Below are 17,272 nucleotides of genomic sequence, written 5' to 3' on the forward strand. Positions count from 1 at the left end.
GGAAATAGCGCAGGCTATTTCCTTTTTTTATTTTCACTTAAAGATGTCACTGATATATTGAACCTCATCCTCGGTTAACTGCACATGAAGCGCGTCCAGATTGTGTTTCAGCTGGTCGGGGCGTTTGGCTCCGGGAATGATCGCATCCACCGCCGGCTGCGACAGAAGCCATGCGAGTGCGATATGCGCTGTCTGCGCCCCTTTTTCCTCCGCAACGGCCCGAAGCTTATCCACTCGCTCCAGATTTTGGTGAAAAGCTTCTCCCTGAAACGGCGGCCTGTTCTTTCGGTTGTCCTCAAAGACTGTGTCTTTTGTAAACTTTCCCGTCAGCAAGCCGGAAGCAAGCGGAAAATAAGGAATAAAGGAAATGCCGTTCTTTTCACAATAAGGCAGCAGATCATGCTCCGCCTCACGCTGAATCAGTGAATATTCCGATTGAAAAACCTCTAAATAGCCGTCGGCGTTAAACTCCTGCAATTGCCGGAAGCTGAGATTGGACGCGCCGATTGCTCTGATTTTCCCTTCGTCCTTCAGTTCTTTTAGCGTGCCCGCCACTTCGGAGAGCGGTGTTTTGCCGTCAGGGAAGTGGACGTAATACAAATCAATCACGTCTGTTTTCAGCCGCTTCAGGCTGTTTTCCGCCTCACTCCGGAGAAATTCACGGCTGTTGTCCAGCTCGATTTGTCCGTTGACTTCTTTATGCGCGCCTTTTGACGCAATCACGAGGCTGTCCCGCACGCCGCGCTCTGCGACAACTTCACCGATTAACTCTTCGGAACGCCCCAAACCGTATATAAACGCCGTATCAATAAAATTGACGCCGCCGTCCAATGCTGTGCGGATGAGTTCTTTTCCCGTTTCATCATTAAGATTCGGAAACAGATTATGTCCTCCGACCGCATTTGCGCCAAAACCGATACGCTTTACCCGTAAATCCGTCCTGCCCAGCGTACGTGTCTCATCCATGGCTCAGGCTCCCTTCCTTTTATCGCTCTGTTTAGTATTAGATAGACGGTAAGAATTATCCTGCCTGAGAGCCTATCTACAGAAAAAACCTTGAAAAGCGTTTGCCCTTCAAGGTTTTTTTGGCTGTGTATTAAGATGTCAGAGCTGCGGCGAAGCGTTCGGCTTCATCCGTGAGAGCACCCTCGATTTCCTTATAGCGGCTGGAAATCGTTGAGGCGCTGACGCCGTACTTCTTCGCCAGCTTGGCTTGAGAAACGGACGCGCCGTTCAGAGAAATGCTGTTTACGTAATATTCGACCGCCGCCGCGAAAGCTTCAGGCTTTCTGATCGTCGGTGTTTTTTTGATACAGAACGTTTTCCACAGATCAATTACGGCCGGAACCAGCTCAGCCGGGTATTCATCCCCGCTCAGGCCTTTTTCAATAGCGTCTGCCGTTTCCTTTTCCATGTCGTTGGCCCACTCTGTCTGTTTTTCTTCAGCAGCCTGCTCAGGCTCTTCCGCCGTTCCTAAAAGAGCGGCCAGCACAATGTCGAAGTTGTCCTGCATAAAGCGCTCAGGCGATTTTCCTTCCGCAAGAGCCGGGGCAGCCGCCTTTTTCACTTTGCTGATTAGAGCTTCGGTCCGCTTCACAGGGAAGATCGTAAATTGCATGAAGAACTCCGCTTTTTCCGCTTCGTGGATCGGATAGCCGAGAATCAGGCTTCCCGCCGGCGGAAGATCCTGCTGGCTGACGTCCATTTCCACTTTGAATTGTTTTTTCGTCATCACATCTTCAAAGTGAATCATTCCTTCTTTCACATCTTCAAGCACCATAACGGCAGGTGTCATGCTTTTCCATGATTCAACGATTTCCCGTGTTTTCGGGCGGTTGATGCCGCCGGCTTTTTTCTGAAGATATTCTTCAAAAATCGTCTTGCCGCCTGCCAGCGGACGGAAGAAAATTCCCCAGATGCCGAGGTTGAAGACTCCGATGTCTTTTGTCTGTCTGTCCAGCTCCGTAATGAACGCGTGCTGGTTAATAAATGATGATATGCCGTCTCTATGTGCTGTAAAGGCGTACTCCATTAGGCTTTCCTGAATCTGTTTCGCTTCTTTTGCCGCGATGTCTGCCGGAATGGCAGCTTCTTTGCTTCCGCAGCATTTTTTATATTTCTTCCCGCTGCCGCATGGGCAAGGGGCATTTCTTTTCACTTTTCCCACAATAAACCCTCCGAATTCTGATATAACTTTATTATTTTAACAAAAATAACTTCAGAGGGCTTGGTTTACGGCGAAAAAAGAATATGGAAGAAAAAAAGACCCCGGGATATTCTCATTCTCCGGGGCTTCGAAACTGTTAATTTGTATTTTGTCCGCCGCCGTTCAGACCTTCTTTAATCAGCCCGTTTACTTGGCTGTTCATCAAAAGTCCGATGTGTCCGACACCGTGAATCTGCACGTTTTTCCCGCCGATCAGCCGTGACAGCGGGTTCAGGACGATTAAGTCCGCTGAGCTGTAAATCGATGTATATAAAATCTTTTGGTTCGGATCAGTCCCCGGAAGCGCCCGGTTGGTCACAAGGCCGTTCGCTCCGCCCAGTGTGACGACGTTTGCGATTTTGTCTCCGCCGTCAAGATTTTTAATGTAATAGAGCGTGTTGGCGCCGCCCATGCTGTGCGCGACGATATCGACTTTTTTCGCACCTGTTTCGCTGAGCACTTTTTTCACGTAATTGGACAGTCTCGGTGCATTGTGTCTGTTGTTTCCGGTTTTGTCCAGAAAATCAATGGCGTACATCTCATTTCTTGACCAGCCTTGGGATGCCAAGTACGTTTTGATTCCCGCGAAGTTAAAGGACGCCCCGCCGATTCCGTGGACCATGACAACCGGGTTATGCTCTGAGGAGGCTTTCGATACGGTCGGCTGGAAGGCAAATACGGAAATGACGGAGAGCATGCAGACTGTAAGGATCGCTAGGATTTTGCTTTTGATTTGTTTCATGAACTTTCCTCCTGTTATGTAATTTTTTGCAATTTTCATTTTATTAGAGAAGAAAAGGAAAAAATAGAGTATTTTTTACTGTTTTCAACAATTGAAAAAGAGGCGGAAAAATGAGAAAGACGCCCCTTTCCCGAAAGCACACTTATACTTTAATACGGCAAACAAAAAAAGGAGAGAACACCCGGTTCTCTTCTCCTAGTACTCATTAAAATAGGTTTGAATCCGCTTAGGGTCATGCGTTTTTGTCAGCGCGAGCATCAGCAGAATCCGCGCTTTTTGAGGGTTGAGAGAGTTTGAAGCTGTCAAATGGTCTTTTTCATACGCTCGATTAGGTGTTACCGTTCCGTTTCCCGTCCTTGTGGAGCGGACGACCGCCAGCCCGCTTTTGACCGACTTTACGGCGCCTTTATGCGCCGCATCAGACATTGAGCCGTTTCCCGGGCCTGCAAAAATAATGCCTTGCGCCCCTGATTTTACGGCAGCTTCAAAGAGATAGCTTCCGTCATTTTGATAGCCGTATATAATATCGACTTGCGGCAGTTTATCAAGTTTGTCTATCTTGAAATCTGTATCCTTCGTATGCTTTCGGGTCATGATGTTATTAAAATAGATGTCATCAGCAATTGTTCCGATATAACCCATTTCTTCCGATTTGAATGTGTCGGCCGCGGTTGTATTGGTTTTTGTCACATAGCGCGCCGAAGCGATTCTGTCATTTAATACGACAAGCGTCCCCTTACCTTTCGCATCAGGCGCAGCCGCTGTTTTTACAGCGTTATATAAGTTGGACGGCCCGTCTGCTCCGATCGCCGTGGACGGCCTCATTGACCCGGCGACAACAACGGGCTTGTCACTTTTGACCGTCAGATTGAGAAAGTAGGCGGTTTCCTCAAGTGTGTCTGTTCCATGTGTAATGACAATGCCGTCTGTATCATCAGACTTGAGCAGCTTGTTTACCCGTTTTGCAAGTTTCAGCAGTGTCTCGTTATTCATATTCTGGCTGCCGATATTCACAACCTGTTCTCCGCTCACATGCGCGACCTCTTTTATCTCCGGAACGGCCTGAATCAGGGCATCAACTCCGATTGCCCCCGCCGTGTACTCCGTAGCTGACGTCTTTGAAGGAGCAGCGCCTGCAATTGTGCCGCCGGTGGCAAGAATTTTAACATTCGGAAGTCCGTCTTTTTTCGCTGAGGCTGCGGCTGCCATCCGGGGCGGTGTTTCTTTCGCTTGAGGAGATTGGGAGCAGCCGGCCGCGATGAAGAGCAGAGCCGTGATAAATGTAATGAAGGGCATGAATTGTTTTTTCATTCTTTTCTCTCCTTTTCTTTATTTATGAAGATTTTCCTCTCACCGGTCAACGCGCTTGTCAGGCAACCTCCCGAAGAAAATAACCGTTAAAAAACCTTGACACCGTCATGTGAAATCAAGATAATAGACCAGTCACTATATTTTAAATTTGTCAAAAATCAGTAAGGTGGGAACATTATGAGCTATGGAGATTCTCGTGAAAAAATCCTCGCCGCGGCAACCAGGCTGTTTCAGCTTCAGGGGTATTACGGCACGGGGCTGAATCAGATTATTAAAGAAAGCGGTGCGCCGAAAGGTTCTCTTTACTATCATTTTCCGGACGGCAAAGAGCAGCTCGCCATTGAGGCTGTCAATGAAATGAGCCATTATATCCGTATGAAAATAAAAGAAAGCCTTGATGCCCATCCTGATCCTGCGGAAAGCATTCAAGCGTTTTTACAGGACTTATCAAGCCAATTCACATGTCCGGAAAACTTTGAAGGGTTTCCTGTCGGTTTACTGGCTGCCGAGACTGCTTTAAAGAGCGAAAAGCTCCAGCAGGCCTGTCAAAGCGCTTATCAGGAATGGGAGAATCTGTTCGCGGGCAAATTGAGATCAGCCGGTTTTTCTGATGAGAAAGCGGCGGAAATCAGCACTGTTTTAAATGCCATGATAGAAGGCGGCATCATTGTGTCCTTAGCCAAAAAAGACAAAATGCCGATCCTCCATATTTCTAAACAAATCCCGAACCTGCTGAAGACATAAAATACGAGAGACATGTACGTATAGAAAGAGAGGAGAATGATTTTGGAAAACGCTCAGCCTTCCAAACAATATAAAGTCATGCCGATCATGATTTCTTTACTGACGGCAGGGTTTATCGGCATGTTCAGTGAAACGGCGCTGAATATCGCCCTGACTGACCTGATGAAGGAGTTACATATCACTCCTGCGACCGTCCAGTGGCTGACGACGGGCTATCTGCTCGTTCTCGGTATTCTTGTCCCGGTATCGGGTCTGCTTTTGCAATGGTTTACGACGAGACAGCTGTTTATCGTTTCACTCGCTTTTTCCATTATCGGCACGCTGATTGCAGCGCTTGCACCGAGCTTTCCGTTTCTTTTGGCGGCAAGAATCGTGCAGGCTTTAGGAACCGGGCTGCTGCTGCCGCTGATGTTTAATACGATCCTCGTCATCTTCCCGCCGCATAAGCGCGGAGCGGCGATGGGGACGATCGGGCTTGTCATCATGTTCGCTCCTGCGATCGGTCCGACATTTTCAGGGCTTGTGTTAGAGCATTTGAACTGGCATTGGATTTTCTGGATTTCCCTGCCGTTTCTTGTGTTGGCTCTTTTATTCGGCATCGCCTACATGCAGAACGTGTCTGACATTACAAAACCGAAAATTGACGTGCTTTCCATTATTCTGTCTACAATCGGGTTTGGCGGCATCGTATTCGGATTCAGCAATGCGGGCGAAGGATCAGACGGCTGGTCAAGCCCGACGGTTATCGGTTCGCTCACTGTCGGTGCGATCGCGCTCATCTTATTTTCCATCAGGCAGCTGACAATGAAGCAGCCGATGATGAATCTGCGCGCTTTCCGCTATCCGATGTTTGTTCTCGGTGTCGTGATTGTGTTTATCTGTATGATGGTTATCTTATCGACAATGCTCCTCTTGCCTATGTATTTACAAAGCGGACTGATGCTGACGGCGTTTACGTCCGGGCTCATCCTGCTGCCGGGCGGTATTTTAAACGGCTTTATGTCTCCGGTGACGGGGCGCCTGTTTGACAAATACGGACCGAAGTGGCTTGTCATTCCCGGGTTTGTCATCACGGCCGCCGTACTTTGGTTTTTCTCAAACATTACCGGCACTTCAACGGCCATTCTCATCGTCGTGCTCCACACATGCTTGATGATCGGCATTTCCATGATCATGATGCCGGCGCAAACGAATGGCTTAAACCAGCTGCCGCCGGAATTTTACCCGGACGGAACGGCCATTATGAATACGCTCCAGCAGATGGCCGGCGCAATCGGCACTGCGGTGGCGGTCAGCATCATGGCAGCCGGGCAGAAGAATTATATGAGCACCGTGAAAAACCCGAATGATCCTTCCGCATACTCTCACGCGCTGATTGCGGGCGTCCAGCACGCCTTTATCTTCGCGATGATTGTCGCCGTTATCGGCTTGATCAGCGCTTTCTTTATGAAACGGGTCAAAGTGAATCACTCATAAGAAAACAGCAGGCTCCCCGTGAGTCTGCTGTTTTTTTATATATCGCGCGCTTCAGCCAGTTCATCAATCGCATACATCAGATCATCGGCCGTGTTATAGAAATGAGGCGCCAGCCGGATGATATGTCCGCTGGGTGCGCATACGATGTTTTTCCGCCTCAACAGCGCAGCCGTTTCCGCCGCTTTTTCATCCCGTATGGAAATCATGCCGGGTCTGTCATCGGCAGACGGCGGCCCTGTGAGATTCAATCCTTTTTCAGAAGCGTATTCATACGCAAATGCACTGAGTTTTTTTACTTCTTGGTGAATGCGGTCTGTGCCGGCATCGTTTACTAGAGATAAAGCCGCCTGTGCCGCATATATGCTGATAAATGCCGGGGTTCCGGTCTCAAAGCGTTTGGCTCCGTCCGCATAAGAAAAACGGGTTAAATCCAGCATCGACGCCCGCTGCTGCCCGAACCACCCGGTGACTTTCGGCTTCAGCCGTTCGGCAAGTTCCTTTCTGACATAAAGAAACGCCGTTCCCGGTATGCCGAGCATATACTTTCTCGCACCCGCGGCCAGCATATCAACTCCCCATTCTTTTACATCAATCGGGATGTGCCCCGCTGATTGATAAGCATCGACAAAAAGAAGCGATCCCTTCTTTGCGGATATCTCGGCAATGCGCTTCATATCCTGGACAAAACCGGACGTATATGACACATGGGGCACACAGGTGAAAAGCGTCTGTTCCGATATGTACGTCTCATACCGCTCTAACGGGATCATTCCATCTTCAGACGGCACGACTGAAAGCTCCATCTCAGTCTGTGCCTTCAAAATGTGGGCGATCGCCGGAAAATCCAATTCCGTATACACCGCCTGTTTCTTTCGGCAATCCGGTAAAGCGGAAACGACGGCAGAGACAGCAGCCGTTACTGAAGGTAAAACGGCGATTTCTTCAGGATGGGCGCCGATCAATTTCGCAAATTCACACCTTGCCTGCTCCGTTCGTCCAATGGCTTCTTCCCAGTTTCCGCCATGCTGAAGCAGGCTTTCCTGATAGTCATTGATCGCTTTTGAAACCGGCAGGGCAAGAGCGCTTTGAGAGCAGCTGGCGAGCATCGTATGTGTGCGGAGCGCCGGAAATAAAGATCGGTATTGCACCAGAGGCGAATTCAAGACGTGTTTCCCCCTTCGGCAGGAATATATGTCCATTATAGAGTATGGTAAAAAGAAAAGGAGGGTTTTATATGGAGAAAAAAGTATTGCTGACAGGCTTTGACCCCTTCGGCGGGGAAACGGTCAATCCTTCATGGGAAGCGGTCAAACGGCTGAATGATGCCGCTGAGGGCCCTGCCTCTATCGTATCTGAACAAGTGCCGACCGTTTTTTATAAGTCTCTTGCCGTACTGCGCGAGGCGATCAAAAAGCATCAGCCTGACATTATCATCTGTGTCGGACAGGCAGGCGGCAGAATGCAGATCACGCCGGAACGGGTCGCGATCAATCTCAATGAGGCGCGCATACCGGATAACGAAGGAAACCAGCCTGTCGGGGAAAACATTTCTCAAGGCGGTCCCGCGGCCTATTGGACCGGCCTTCCGATCAAACGGATCGTTGAGGAAAGCAAAAAGGAAGGCATTCCCGCGGCTGTATCCTACACGGCGGGGACGTTTGTATGCAATCATCTCTTTTACGGGCTGATGGATGAAATCAGCCGCCATCATCCGCACATCCGCGGCGGGTTTATACACATCCCGTACATTCCGGAGCAAACCTTGCAAAAGTCTGCGCCGAGCCTCAGCCTGGATCTCGTGACAAAAGCGCTCAAAATCGCCGCGGTGACCGCCGCGGCGCATGAGGACGATATTGAGACCGGCGGAGGCGAACTTCACTAAGCTGCAGACGGCGCCTCGGCCCATTTCTTCCGGTAAACGATGCGGGACAGCGTCACACTGATTTCATAGAGGACGAGCAGCGGAATCATGACGAGAAAGTCAGACATAAAATCCGGAGGCGTAATCAGCACCGAGACGACGATCAGCACAAAATACGAAAGCTTCCGCGCCTTTGCCAGCCGGGTTGGATTCACGATTCCGAGCCGTGTCAGAAACATGACGGCCAGAGGCATTTCAAACAAAAATCCGAACGGCAATGTAAGATTCAGCATAAAGGTAAAATACTTGTCCGCCGTAAATACCATGTCAAAATGGCCGGCGGATAATTGTGTTAAAAATCCGAGCACAATCGGAAACAGCACAAAATACCCGAAGGAAATTCCGATAATAAACAAAACCGAAAGCCCCGGAATGTAAAGCAAAGCGGCGCGGCGTTCAAACGGGGTCAAAGCCGGCGCCGTAAAACGCCAGAGCTGAAAAGCGGCAACCGGAATCGTTGCCGTAAGGGCGCATATTCCCGCAATCATCATATATACCCATAAAATCTCGCTCGGCCCTAAAACGGCCAGCCTGCCATCCAAATCCTTGATCAGCCAGTCATAAATATCCTGCACAAACCAGCAGGCGCCGATAAAAAACACGAGAAAGGCGATAACGGTTTTAATGAGACGCTGCCGGATCTCCTCTAAATGCCCGATCAAGTGGGTTTCTTTTTTATCCAATCGTACATCCTCCTTATAGAGAAAGAGGCAGAAGCGGATTCGTCTGCCCCCATGTCAGGATTCAGCCTGCCGTTTTGTCTTTCTCAGCCGTCTGCTTGTCCGGCTCTTCATTTGAGACCAGTGTTTTTGCGGCGCTTTTAAATTCAAGCAGCGTGCGGCCGGCGGCACGGCCGATTTCCGGAAGCTTTGAAGGCCCGAAAATGATGAGAGCGATGACGAAAATCAGGATCAACCCGGGAATGCCGATATTTGAAAACATGAGTGTGCCTCCTTATTGTGAGATTTTGGCCCGTTTCTTTCTCATTTGCTTTTCATGCGCATTGTTATGGGCGAAGAAACGATCCTCTTCCACCTCGTTTGACTGCTTTAAACCGCCTGCAACCGCCGCTTGAGAAACCTTCCGAATCCCCGTCTGGTCTTTCTGATAAATGAATGAAGCCCGCGTGGATACCTCAGCCCCCGGCTCCGTCACGTACGGCACCACTCTGTAATCCGCTCTCCATTGGGCAGGGGTCACCGTACAGCGGACATAGCCGCGGTAATCGTTGAAAAACTTAATATGCGGGTTTTGTTTTAAGATTTGATCCGTATCGGCCCGTTTATCCGCTCCGTTTCCTCCAGATGTAATGGAAGTCCCGACGAATTCGGCTCCGAAAATCTTTGAATTCGTTTGATTAAAATCGGTATGCAGGTTTGACGCCCAGCTTGCGTGAACATCACCCGTCAGCACGATGACATTGTTCAGGTTTTTGCTTTTTATAAAATTGATGACCCGCTCCCGCTGAGCCGGGTAGCCGTCCCATGAATCCATGCTGTATATCGGATTGGCGGTTGTTCCGAAATTCCATTGCGCGAAAAAGATTTGCTGCGCCAGCACATTCCACTTCGCTTTTGAGGCGGCTAAATTTCCGAAGAGCCATTGCTCCTGTTCTGTCCCCATCAATGTACGCTTCGGATCTCTCCACTCATCAGAAGGCGGCTTATTCCCGTCGCCGTTGGCCTGATCATCTCTATACTGTCTTGTATCAAGCACATTGAACGATGCTAAATTGCCATAAGAAAATTGCCTGTACAGCCGCATATCAGGACCGTTCGGCAATGACATGCGCCTGAGCGGCATGTGTTCATAATAAGCCTGATAAGCTGCGGCCCTCCTGAGCACAAACGCTTCAACGGATTGGCCTTTTTCAGGGATAATATTGGCATAATTGTTTTCCACCTCATGATCGTCCCACGTCACGACCCACGGAAATGCGGCGTGGGCGGCTTTCAGATTGGCATCAGAGCGGTATTGGGCATGACGGTTGCGGTAATCTGACAGTGTATACACTTCAGCGCTGCTGTGCGTCCTGACATTTCCCGTTTTTGACACATATTCGTTCGGTCCGTATTCATAAATGTAATCTCCGAGATGGAACACGAGATCAAGCTTTTCCTTCGCCATATGTTTATACGCCGTATAATAGCCGTGTTCATACTGCTGGCATGAGGCAAATGCAAACGTCATGGCGGATACGTCAGCACCGGGAGCTGGCAGCGTTTTCGTCCGGCCGACGGGACTGAGCTCATGCCCGCTTTTAAACCGGTAATAGTACACTTTATTGGGCTTGAGCCCGTCCGCCTCGACATGGACGGAGTGTCCGAGATTCGGCTTGGCCATTTCCGTTCCGCGTTTGACGATGTGACGAAAATGTTCATCAGCGGCGATTTCCCATTTTACCGGCACGGCCTGCTTCGGCATGCCGCCCCCATTCAGCGGGTCAGGGGCAAGACGCGTCCAGAGAATGACGCTGTCAGACAGCGGGTCGCCGGAAGCTACGCCGAGGGTGAACGGATAGTTTGAAAATTTCGGAGCGGCATTCACTTCAAACGCGCCGATGGATTGCGCGATCGCTAACCCGAGGGAAAGACCGGCGATTTTCCCGGCGCCCTGTATAAATGCGCGGCGGTCAAACGTATTGTTCTGAAAGCTTTTGTTCTCCAATTCCTTGATCCATTCATCTAAACGGCCGTCATGTGTCATGTCAGTTCCCCTTTCGTCTCATTGATCGCCCTTATTATAAAAAAGAAATGTTAAACCGCTATGAAGAAGTGTGAAGGGTTTGTAAGGCTGAAAAATGGACGGCGGGAGACATTTTTCACATTGTTTCGACAAACCTTGCCCCGCCGGGAGAAAACCCCCTCTGTTTCTTTTTGGCTTGTCATCCGTCAAGCGAACTTTTTTCCTATTTTTCTTCACAAGAAATTAAAAAAACACCGTTCATTCTCAGAACGGTGCGCCCGGGATTAAAATGTATTGTACACGTTTTCGCACGTCTCACCTGTCGGCTGATAGAAGCAGTGGGATTTGAATCTCGCGACAAACGGCTGATCATACCAAGTCGGCGGGCAGTTTCCCGGCGGCTTAAAATACCACAGACTGAACTTAGCCGGCCAAAACCGTTCTCCGTTAATCGTCCGGCGGGCAAGCCTCCGCTCGGATTCACGCGGTCTCTGGTAAAAGTATCCGTGAGTCACCGCTTCAAACGCGTGCGGCTGAAACACCATCTGCCTGATGGTGCGCAGGCCTTTAAAATCAGAACAATTCGCCCGCACCCGATTGATTCCCACATTGCCGACCAAAAGCATTCCCTGCTTCCCTTCGCCTTCCGCTTCCGCCCTGAGCAGCCTTGCCATTAGATCCAGATCGGCGCTCGACGCTTTTACGACTGCCATCATGACACCTCCCGTATTTTCTCCCTTCATCATATTCAGCCGCGGCCCAGTGATGACAGACAAAAGCCAGAAAACAAATGTTCACGAAAAAAGGGTTTATATTTCACGTTATGAGGAAACATACTAACATGATTTCCATAAGGAGGAATTCGCATGGAACACATTAAAGCGCTTGCCATCAAAGGCATTATGACCATCATTATTCTGTATCTGATACTCGGCTTAGGTTTTCGCTTTACATTCGGCGACGTGCTGCTGATGACCATTGTGCTGGGAGCCGTTTCTTACTTTACGGGCGACCTGTACGTGCTGCCGAGATGGAATAACATCACGGCGGCGTCCGCTGATTTCGGAATCGCGTTTCTTGTTGTCTGGCTGATGGGAATGCCGCTGTCCATGGGCATTTCCGGAGGAAGACTGGCGTTTGCCGCTCTTATTTCCGCCGTCATCATCGCCGTCGGAGAATATTTTTTCCATATCTATCTGATGAGAAAAGACTTGGGCGGGTCCCGTTTTTTAGAACCCCGGTCCGAATAACGTAAAAAAGGCCGGATAAAAGCCCCTTTAAAGGGGGCTTTTTATTTGTAAAGTATAAACGCTTTATACATCTTGATATAACTGATAAACCCTTTTCAGCCTTTCTTCGAGCTGTTCAAAATGAACAAAGCGGGCTTCTCTCAGAAACTCAGTCCCATCAATGAACAAAAGAAGCACGGGAACAGTGAAGCCTGAAAATCTGCCGGCCACCTCTTCTACCTCGTCAGCATTGATATGCCCCAATTTGATATTCGGAAACTGATCCAATACTTTTCTGAGCTGCGGCAGAACAGCGTGACATACTGTACAGGCGGGTCTTGAAATGTAGATAAAACTGAATTGATGCTGTTTAATAAAATTCTCGATAGAATCTAATGAATGTAATTCTGCCATCTCTTTCAACAAAACCCTCCTCCAATCGGCTCGTCTTTCATGACCAAGCTCATCAATACGCGTACATTCACTATACACATTTATATTGAACATATCCGCTTTTTTGCTATTCAGAGCACCTGAACGTTGTGCTTGAAAATAAAAGAACAGTTACCGCTTTTCAGTAACTGTTCTTAGATACTTATATTAAAAATGCAAAGCGTACGCCCCTGAACCGATGAGTGCAACTCCGATGGAGACTGCAATCAGCACCAAGTTATATTCAAAACCGCCGGCACCGTTGGCAAATCCTTTCGCTCCATGGACTTTTACGATGGCACCTAACATAATAATCGTTATAATAGCAGCTCCGAGCGGGAGGAAAACACCTAAAATAAATAGAATTCCGCTTGCGAGTTCCCCGAGACCTGATAAAGCGGCCGCGGCATTACCTGGTTTAACTCCAATTGACTCGAACCATTGTCCGGTTCCTTTAATTCCGTATCCGCCAAACCAGCCGAATAATTTTTGTGATCCATAAAACAGAAACACCACACCAATCATGATTCGAATAAGTAATAGTCCTGCATCTTCCATTTTTATCTCTCCTTATTTTTCATATTATATGATGTCTGCAAGGCAGCTGTTTACCAACAGTCGCTTCCAGCAAACATCTGTTAAATGTATGTCTTGTTATTTTTCTTCATGCTTCACGTTCATCTATCAATCAATCTAATTCTCTCACTTCAAACGGCAGCAGCCCTTGTTCAATTTGTGCCCGGTGCGGTTCATACTGCTCAGGGAGCATCAGTTTTCCGCCCATTTTTTCTTGTGACTCATCATGGGCAAAGCCCGGCGGATCAGTTGCAATCTCAAATAAGATTTCCCCATGTTCTCTGAAGTAAACCGCATTAAAATAGTTTCTATCCTGAACAGGAGTCACACCATATCCGTGCGCAGCAATGAACCTTTGCCAATCTAATTGATCTTCGTCATCCTGAGCCCGCCAAGCGATGTGATGGACCGTGCCGATACCCATTTGCCCGCGGCCGATAGGCGTTAACTTAAGGTCAATCACATTTCCGATATCACCGGCAGAACGATAACGAACGAAGTCTCCTTCTTTACCGACTCGCTCAAGCCCCATGATATTTTCCAGCAATTCACCTGTTTTTTCAGGCTGTGCTGATAACAGGGTTGCACCGCCAAAGCCTTTAATGGCAACATCCGGGGTTACATCTCCGAAAGTCCACGTATTGGCCTCCACTGCTTCTCTTTCCACGATTTCTAAATGCAGGCCATGCGGGTCATCAAATTCTATATATTGTTCTCCAAAACGCTCGATTTTTGTGTATGGAATGTTGAACTTTTCAAGTCTCTTTTCCCAAAACGCCATGGCACCCTTCGGCACGGCGTAAGATGTCACGCCAACCTGTCCGTCTCCAATGATGCCTTGGCGGGCGCCCGCCCACGGAAAGAATGTGATGATTGTTCCCGGCTTCCCGCCTTCATCCCCAAAATAAAGGTGATACGTACCCGGATCATCAAAATTGACCGTTTGCTTAACCAATCGCAGCCCCAGCACTCCAGCGTAGAAATCAGCATTCTCTTGAGGGTGACCGACAATTGCCGTAATATGATGGATGCCCATCGTTTTTTTCGCCATTTTTATTTGCTTCTTTACAAATAGTTAAATATACTCCACAAACTCATTCACAGGCTTTCGGTAGCCGCGCGGCCTTCTGCTTTCTATTTTTTCTTTCCCGATTGTAATCATCATGACGACCTCAAATTGATCATCTATCTTCAAAATCTGTTTCACGGCTTCAGCATCAAACCCTATCATCGGACAGGTGTCCCAGCCTTTTTCCTTAGCACTCAGCATAAACATCATCGCAGAAAGTGAAGCATTTCTTATCGCCTCATCTCTCTTAAATGGTTCTCCCCTGTTTTCATAAAACGAAACGGTGTCTTGAACCATGTGATCATACTCTTGTTTATTTAATACCCCCAGCATCTTCAATCCTTCATAGATGTCAGCCGCTTGCTGATATGCCTGCTTATCCCCTAAAACCAAAAGAACAGCTGATGAGCTAAACACTTTATATTGTCCGTTTGCGGCCTGTTTCAGCTTTTCTTTTACATCCGGGTCAAGAACCGTCACATATTTTGTGTGCTGCAAATTAAAAGCTGATGGAGCCAACGCAACCAATTCAAACATTTCATTGAGCTCATCTCTTGTGATTGGATGTTCTGGAAGAAAGTTGCTTGCAGATCTTCTTTCATTCACTAGCTGTACAAATTCAGCCATTTCCCTCGCACCCCTTTTATCTCGAATTCGAGATATTATAGTATAAAAAATCAAATAACGTATGATTAAAAAACGAAACGTTCTCTTCACTGATCTTTTCGTGATTCAAACGATCGGCAGGTTCTTATACTGCACTCTAATTAAATTATCTTGAATTAAAAAATCTTGAATTCGAGATAATAATAAAAGATAAACACTCAAATGTCAACAGTTCTTTTTTTAATTCAGCGCCATTTTGTCTGTGTACTGTTTAGCCCTGCTCCAACTTTTTTTCTGTCACCTTATTTATTAGGAAACAGGAAACAACCTTGCTATAGACCCACTCGAAACTGAATTGGTACGATAAGCAAAGTGATTACACAAGAAAGGATACGGAGAGCGAATCAAAAGCGCCTCTATTTTTTTGTGCAGTTTTATAGGAGGAAAAAATGACAAGTGAAAGAGAACAAATAAGCAAAAAAGTTGCTTTGATTGCATTGATAGCCAATCTGATCTTAATGGCAGGAAAGATCTTTTTTGGACTGATAGGCGATAGTGAAGCAGTTTTTGCCGACGGTATACATTCTGCAGCGGATGTCGCGGCTTCAATTGCTGTCCTGGCCGTCATCGGCATTTCTAATAAGCCGCCCGATCAAGACCATCCTTTCGGGCATGGCAAAGCTGAGGTCATCAGCGAAGCGATTGTAGGAATCATATTAGTGCTCGTTTCCGTGTATATTCTGATAGAAGCGATTTCGTCCTTTGTTGAAGGTCCAAGCATCCCGCAATACAGCGCATTGTTTGCGGCTCTGATATCCTACGCGGCTAAGCAGATCTTATATCGTTATTCGATCAAACAAGGGGAAAAATGGAACAGTAAAGCGATTATAGCGATTGCATACGATCATAAAGGCGATATCGTTGCCTCTCTTGCCGCTTTTATCGGCGTCCTATTGGCGATTATCGGGAACACACGCGGATGGTCCTATCTGTTGTACGCTGATGCAATTGCCAGTGTCATCGTGGCGTACCTCATTTTTAAGATTTCAATGGAATTAATCAGGCCGTCTGTTGACGTTCTCATGGAAAAAAGTGTTGATCCCGAACTGATAGAGGAATATAAAGCCGTTATTTTGCACTGCCCTCAAGTCAAACGGCTCGATAAAATCCGAGCAAGAGAACACGGCCACTATAAATTGCTTGATGTCCGGTTATCTTTGGATCATGATTTGACGATTAAGCAGGGACACGATATTGCCCGCGAAATCCGAAATGAAATCCAAAGACACTTTTCAGATGTTGAAGAAGTGCTCATCCATGTGAATCCTTATTTTGAAGAATGAAAAAGCAGCTTGTAGAGAAAATGATGTTTTTCTACAAGCTTTTTTGTTTTGTGCTGTTTCTTTACATATTCATTTGATTTCAGGTGCAGAAAAAGCACTCCCACATGCCTAGCTTTGCTTGGCTGGGTATGTGGCAATCTTCAACATCATTTTGAATAAGATCAGCGGATCAAGTGAGGGGGGGCTTTATTTTTGTTGCAGTAAGGTTTGACCTTTTCAACGATGAAAGAGAAGTCTATGTATTTATCAATTTTTCGAAGAAGGTGATCCTCTTCGACGAGTTGGTCAAACAGAACGAATTCGGCTGTGTTTCGAGAAAAATTTCTTGTGTGGAACATGAGAAAGAAAAGACACCGTTTTTTCAGTCTTTCTTTTATTTTATGACAAGAGAAACATAAAGGCTGTCGAGATTTTCTCGACAGCCTGAAGGCCGGATAACGGCCTTTTTCGTTTGATTTCACTGATCAATATGCTTTCTGATAAAATGCAGCAGCGTGTTTCCTTGAGCGGTCAATATGACGCCCTTCGCGCCGCACTTCGGACAGGGCGTCCCTTCCTTCTCCTCGCCGGTTCCTTCACAATGCGGACACGTGAGCTCAAGATCGTCGGTTGCGATCACCATGAATATCCCTCCTTTTTTGATTGTCTGTCCGTCTCCAGTCACTTTCCATGGCCATCACCTCCTTAACAATACAAAAAAACCCCGTCCATCAAAGGACGAGGTTTTCGCGGTGCCACCTTTATTAACGGCTGATAAGCCATTCTCTCAAAAAGTACAGAAACACACGGTTTCAATACTCCTTTCTTGATAACGGGGAAGAATCCCGGCACCGCCTACTGTCATTTCAGCGCAGCAATTCAGAAGCCCATTCGGCACCGGACGGGGATCGGTTCACAGCGGCCACCGACTCTCTGAACCCCGCGCGCTGATG

The 17,272-nt window shown here is 47.7% G+C and carries 19 protein-coding genes, 1 pseudogene and 1 other annotated feature (1 of these 21 running past the window's edge); of the genes and pseudogenes, 5 read left to right on the forward strand and 15 right to left on the reverse strand.

The genetic code is table 11. The features are described 5' to 3' along the window. Positions 1-33 precede the first annotated feature (33 nt). The 4 genes from D5S11_RS13780 to D5S11_RS13795 all read right to left on the reverse strand — a co-directional run bounded on the left by D5S11_RS13780 (position 34) and on the right by D5S11_RS13795 (position 4,259). Entirely contained in the window at positions 34-966 is a 933-nt protein-coding gene (locus tag D5S11_RS13780; protein WP_007409035.1) for an aldo/keto reductase, read from the reverse strand. Positions 967-1,096: 130 nt separating this feature from the next. Next, positions 1,097-2,167: a helix-turn-helix domain-containing protein gene (locus D5S11_RS13785; protein ID WP_007409034.1), complete on the reverse strand. Its 1,071-nt coding sequence runs from the start codon at positions 2,165-2,167 to the stop codon at positions 1,097-1,099. Between the two features lie 136 nt (positions 2,168-2,303). Further along, a complete protein-coding gene (gene estA / locus D5S11_RS13790) occupies positions 2,304-2,948 on the reverse strand; it encodes a lipase EstA (protein ID WP_007409033.1) in 645 nt (214 codons plus the stop codon). 195 nt (positions 2,949-3,143) lie between these two features. Continuing rightward, positions 3,144-4,259: a type II asparaginase gene (locus D5S11_RS13795; RefSeq protein ID WP_106080124.1), complete on the reverse strand. Its 1,116-nt coding sequence runs from the start codon at positions 4,257-4,259 to the stop codon at positions 3,144-3,146. Positions 4,260-4,436: 177 nt separating this feature from the next. On the opposite strand from D5S11_RS13795, the gene lmrA reads away from it, so the two are divergent. Beyond that, positions 4,437-5,003 carry a transcriptional regulator LmrA gene (lmrA, locus tag D5S11_RS13800; protein WP_007409030.1) on the forward strand — a complete coding sequence of 189 codons (567 nt, stop codon included), beginning with the start codon at positions 4,437-4,439 and terminating at the stop codon, positions 5,001-5,003. Between the two features lie 36 nt (positions 5,004-5,039). Next, complete coding sequence (gene lmr(B) / locus D5S11_RS13805) at positions 5,040-6,479, forward strand: lincomycin efflux MFS transporter Lmr(B) (protein WP_032865253.1); 1,440 nt, start codon at positions 5,040-5,042, stop codon at positions 6,477-6,479. A 35-nt stretch (positions 6,480-6,514) separates the two neighbouring features. Here the strand turns inward: lmr(B) and D5S11_RS13810 are convergent, their stop codons facing one another. Further along, on the reverse strand, positions 6,515-7,642 hold the full coding sequence (locus D5S11_RS13810) for an aminotransferase class V-fold PLP-dependent enzyme (RefSeq protein WP_053104611.1): 1,128 nt from the start codon (positions 7,640-7,642) through the stop codon (positions 6,515-6,517). 71 nt (positions 7,643-7,713) lie between these two features. Here D5S11_RS13810 and pcp point away from each other — a divergent pair, with 71 nt between their 5' ends. Beyond that, a complete protein-coding gene (gene pcp / locus D5S11_RS13815; RefSeq protein WP_108725182.1) occupies positions 7,714-8,361 on the forward strand; it encodes a pyroglutamyl-peptidase I in 648 nt (215 codons plus the stop codon). Here the strand turns inward: pcp and tatC are convergent. The 4 genes from tatC to D5S11_RS13840 all read right to left on the reverse strand — a co-directional run bounded on the left by tatC (position 8,358) and on the right by D5S11_RS13840 (position 11,798). Next, positions 8,358-9,083 carry a twin-arginine translocase subunit TatC gene (gene tatC, locus D5S11_RS13820; RefSeq protein WP_038456868.1) on the reverse strand — a complete coding sequence of 242 codons (726 nt, stop codon included), beginning with the start codon at positions 9,081-9,083 and terminating at the stop codon, positions 8,358-8,360. The two genes, pcp and tatC, sit on opposite strands and share 4 nt — an antisense overlap. Positions 9,084-9,144: 61 nt before the next feature. Next, a complete protein-coding gene (locus D5S11_RS13825; protein WP_003156681.1) occupies positions 9,145-9,342 on the reverse strand; it encodes a twin-arginine translocase TatA/TatE family subunit in 198 nt (65 codons plus the stop codon). 12 nt (positions 9,343-9,354) lie between these two features. Then, entirely contained in the window at positions 9,355-11,106 is a 1,752-nt protein-coding gene (locus D5S11_RS13830) for an alkaline phosphatase D family protein (RefSeq protein ID WP_021495297.1), read from the reverse strand. 263 nt (positions 11,107-11,369) lie between these two features. Continuing rightward, positions 11,370-11,798: a cell wall hydrolase gene (locus D5S11_RS13840; protein ID WP_011996267.1), complete on the reverse strand. Its 429-nt coding sequence runs from the start codon at positions 11,796-11,798 to the stop codon at positions 11,370-11,372. A gap of 153 nt (positions 11,799-11,951) precedes the next feature. Here D5S11_RS13840 and D5S11_RS13850 point away from each other — a divergent pair, with 153 nt between their 5' ends. Continuing rightward, the gene (locus D5S11_RS13850) at positions 11,952-12,335 is read left to right on the forward strand and encodes a DUF2512 family protein (protein WP_003156684.1); all 384 of its coding nucleotides are present in this window, start codon (positions 11,952-11,954) and stop codon (positions 12,333-12,335) included. Positions 12,336-12,398: 63 nt separating this feature from the next. Here the strand turns inward: D5S11_RS13850 and D5S11_RS13855 are convergent, their stop codons facing one another. The 4 genes from D5S11_RS13855 to D5S11_RS13870 all read right to left on the reverse strand — a co-directional run bounded on the left by D5S11_RS13855 (position 12,399) and on the right by D5S11_RS13870 (position 15,018). Beyond that, positions 12,399-12,737 (reverse strand): thioredoxin family protein, encoded by a 339-nt coding sequence (locus D5S11_RS13855; protein WP_108725183.1) that lies wholly within the window; start codon positions 12,735-12,737, stop codon positions 12,399-12,401. Between the two features lie 177 nt (positions 12,738-12,914). Beyond that, the gene (locus D5S11_RS13860; protein ID WP_007609195.1) at positions 12,915-13,304 is read right to left on the reverse strand and encodes a DoxX family protein; all 390 of its coding nucleotides are present in this window, start codon (positions 13,302-13,304) and stop codon (positions 12,915-12,917) included. A 130-nt stretch (positions 13,305-13,434) separates the two neighbouring features. Continuing rightward, positions 13,435-14,373 carry a ring-cleaving dioxygenase gene (locus tag D5S11_RS13865; protein WP_038456865.1) on the reverse strand — a complete coding sequence of 313 codons (939 nt, stop codon included), beginning with the start codon at positions 14,371-14,373 and terminating at the stop codon, positions 13,435-13,437. A 24-nt stretch (positions 14,374-14,397) separates the two neighbouring features. Then, positions 14,398-15,018 (reverse strand): nitroreductase family protein, encoded by a 621-nt coding sequence (locus D5S11_RS13870; protein ID WP_007409019.1) that lies wholly within the window; start codon positions 15,016-15,018, stop codon positions 14,398-14,400. Between the two features lie 428 nt (positions 15,019-15,446). Between D5S11_RS13870 and D5S11_RS13875 the strand changes: the two genes are divergently transcribed. Continuing rightward, the gene (locus tag D5S11_RS13875; protein ID WP_007409018.1) at positions 15,447-16,340 is read left to right on the forward strand and encodes a cation diffusion facilitator family transporter; all 894 of its coding nucleotides are present in this window, start codon (positions 15,447-15,449) and stop codon (positions 16,338-16,340) included. A gap of 144 nt (positions 16,341-16,484) precedes the next feature. Here the strand turns inward: D5S11_RS13875 and D5S11_RS13880 are convergent. Further along, positions 16,485-16,678: pseudogene (locus tag D5S11_RS13880) on the reverse strand (transposase); the annotation flags it as partial. A 119-nt stretch (positions 16,679-16,797) separates the two neighbouring features. Continuing rightward, positions 16,798-16,962 carry a tryptophan RNA-binding attenuator protein inhibitory protein gene (locus D5S11_RS13885; RefSeq protein ID WP_007409016.1) on the reverse strand — a complete coding sequence of 55 codons (165 nt, stop codon included), beginning with the start codon at positions 16,960-16,962 and terminating at the stop codon, positions 16,798-16,800. 88 nt (positions 16,963-17,050) lie between these two features. Next, positions 17,051-17,272, reverse strand: a binding site (T-box leader) (it continues 28 nt past the right edge of the window).

Origin of the sequence: Bacillus sp. L75 (assembly GCF_003676355.1) — a bacterium.
In the GTDB taxonomy this organism is placed as follows: Bacteria; Bacillota; Bacilli; order Bacillales; family Bacillaceae; genus Bacillus; species Bacillus velezensis.

What these genes read in the sequence shown, in the direction of transcription:
- D5S11_RS13865 (WP_038456865.1), bottom strand. Translation starts at nt 14,373, where the DNA reads ATGGCGAAAAAAACGATGGGCATCCATCATATTACGGCAATTGTCGGT.
- D5S11_RS13825 (WP_003156681.1), bottom strand. Translation starts at nt 9,342, where the DNA reads ATGTTTTCAAATATCGGCATTCCCGGGTTGATCCTGATTTTCGTCATC.
- D5S11_RS13870 (WP_007409019.1), bottom strand. Translation starts at nt 15,018, where the DNA reads ATGGCTGAATTTGTACAGCTAGTGAATGAAAGAAGATCTGCAAGCAAC.
- D5S11_RS13885 (WP_007409016.1), bottom strand. Translation starts at nt 16,962, where the DNA reads ATGGTGATCGCAACCGACGATCTTGAGCTCACGTGTCCGCATTGTGAA.
- lmrA (WP_007409030.1), top strand. Translation starts at nt 4,437, where the DNA reads ATGAGCTATGGAGATTCTCGTGAAAAAATCCTCGCCGCGGCAACCAGG.
- D5S11_RS13850 (WP_003156684.1), top strand. Translation starts at nt 11,952, where the DNA reads ATGGAACACATTAAAGCGCTTGCCATCAAAGGCATTATGACCATCATT.
- D5S11_RS13840 (WP_011996267.1), bottom strand. Translation starts at nt 11,798, where the DNA reads ATGGCAGTCGTAAAAGCGTCGAGCGCCGATCTGGATCTAATGGCAAGG.
- D5S11_RS13780 (WP_007409035.1), bottom strand. Translation starts at nt 966, where the DNA reads ATGGATGAGACACGTACGCTGGGCAGGACGGATTTACGGGTAAAGCGT.
- D5S11_RS13860 (WP_007609195.1), bottom strand. Translation starts at nt 13,304, where the DNA reads ATGGAAGATGCAGGACTATTACTTATTCGAATCATGATTGGTGTGGTG.
- D5S11_RS13830 (WP_021495297.1), bottom strand. Translation starts at nt 11,106, where the DNA reads ATGACACATGACGGCCGTTTAGATGAATGGATCAAGGAATTGGAGAAC.
- D5S11_RS13795 (WP_106080124.1), bottom strand. Translation starts at nt 4,259, where the DNA reads ATGAAAAAACAATTCATGCCCTTCATTACATTTATCACGGCTCTGCTC.
- D5S11_RS13875 (WP_007409018.1), top strand. Translation starts at nt 15,447, where the DNA reads ATGACAAGTGAAAGAGAACAAATAAGCAAAAAAGTTGCTTTGATTGCA.
- pcp (WP_108725182.1), top strand. Translation starts at nt 7,714, where the DNA reads ATGGAGAAAAAAGTATTGCTGACAGGCTTTGACCCCTTCGGCGGGGAA.
- estA (WP_007409033.1), bottom strand. Translation starts at nt 2,948, where the DNA reads ATGAAACAAATCAAAAGCAAAATCCTAGCGATCCTTACAGTCTGCATG.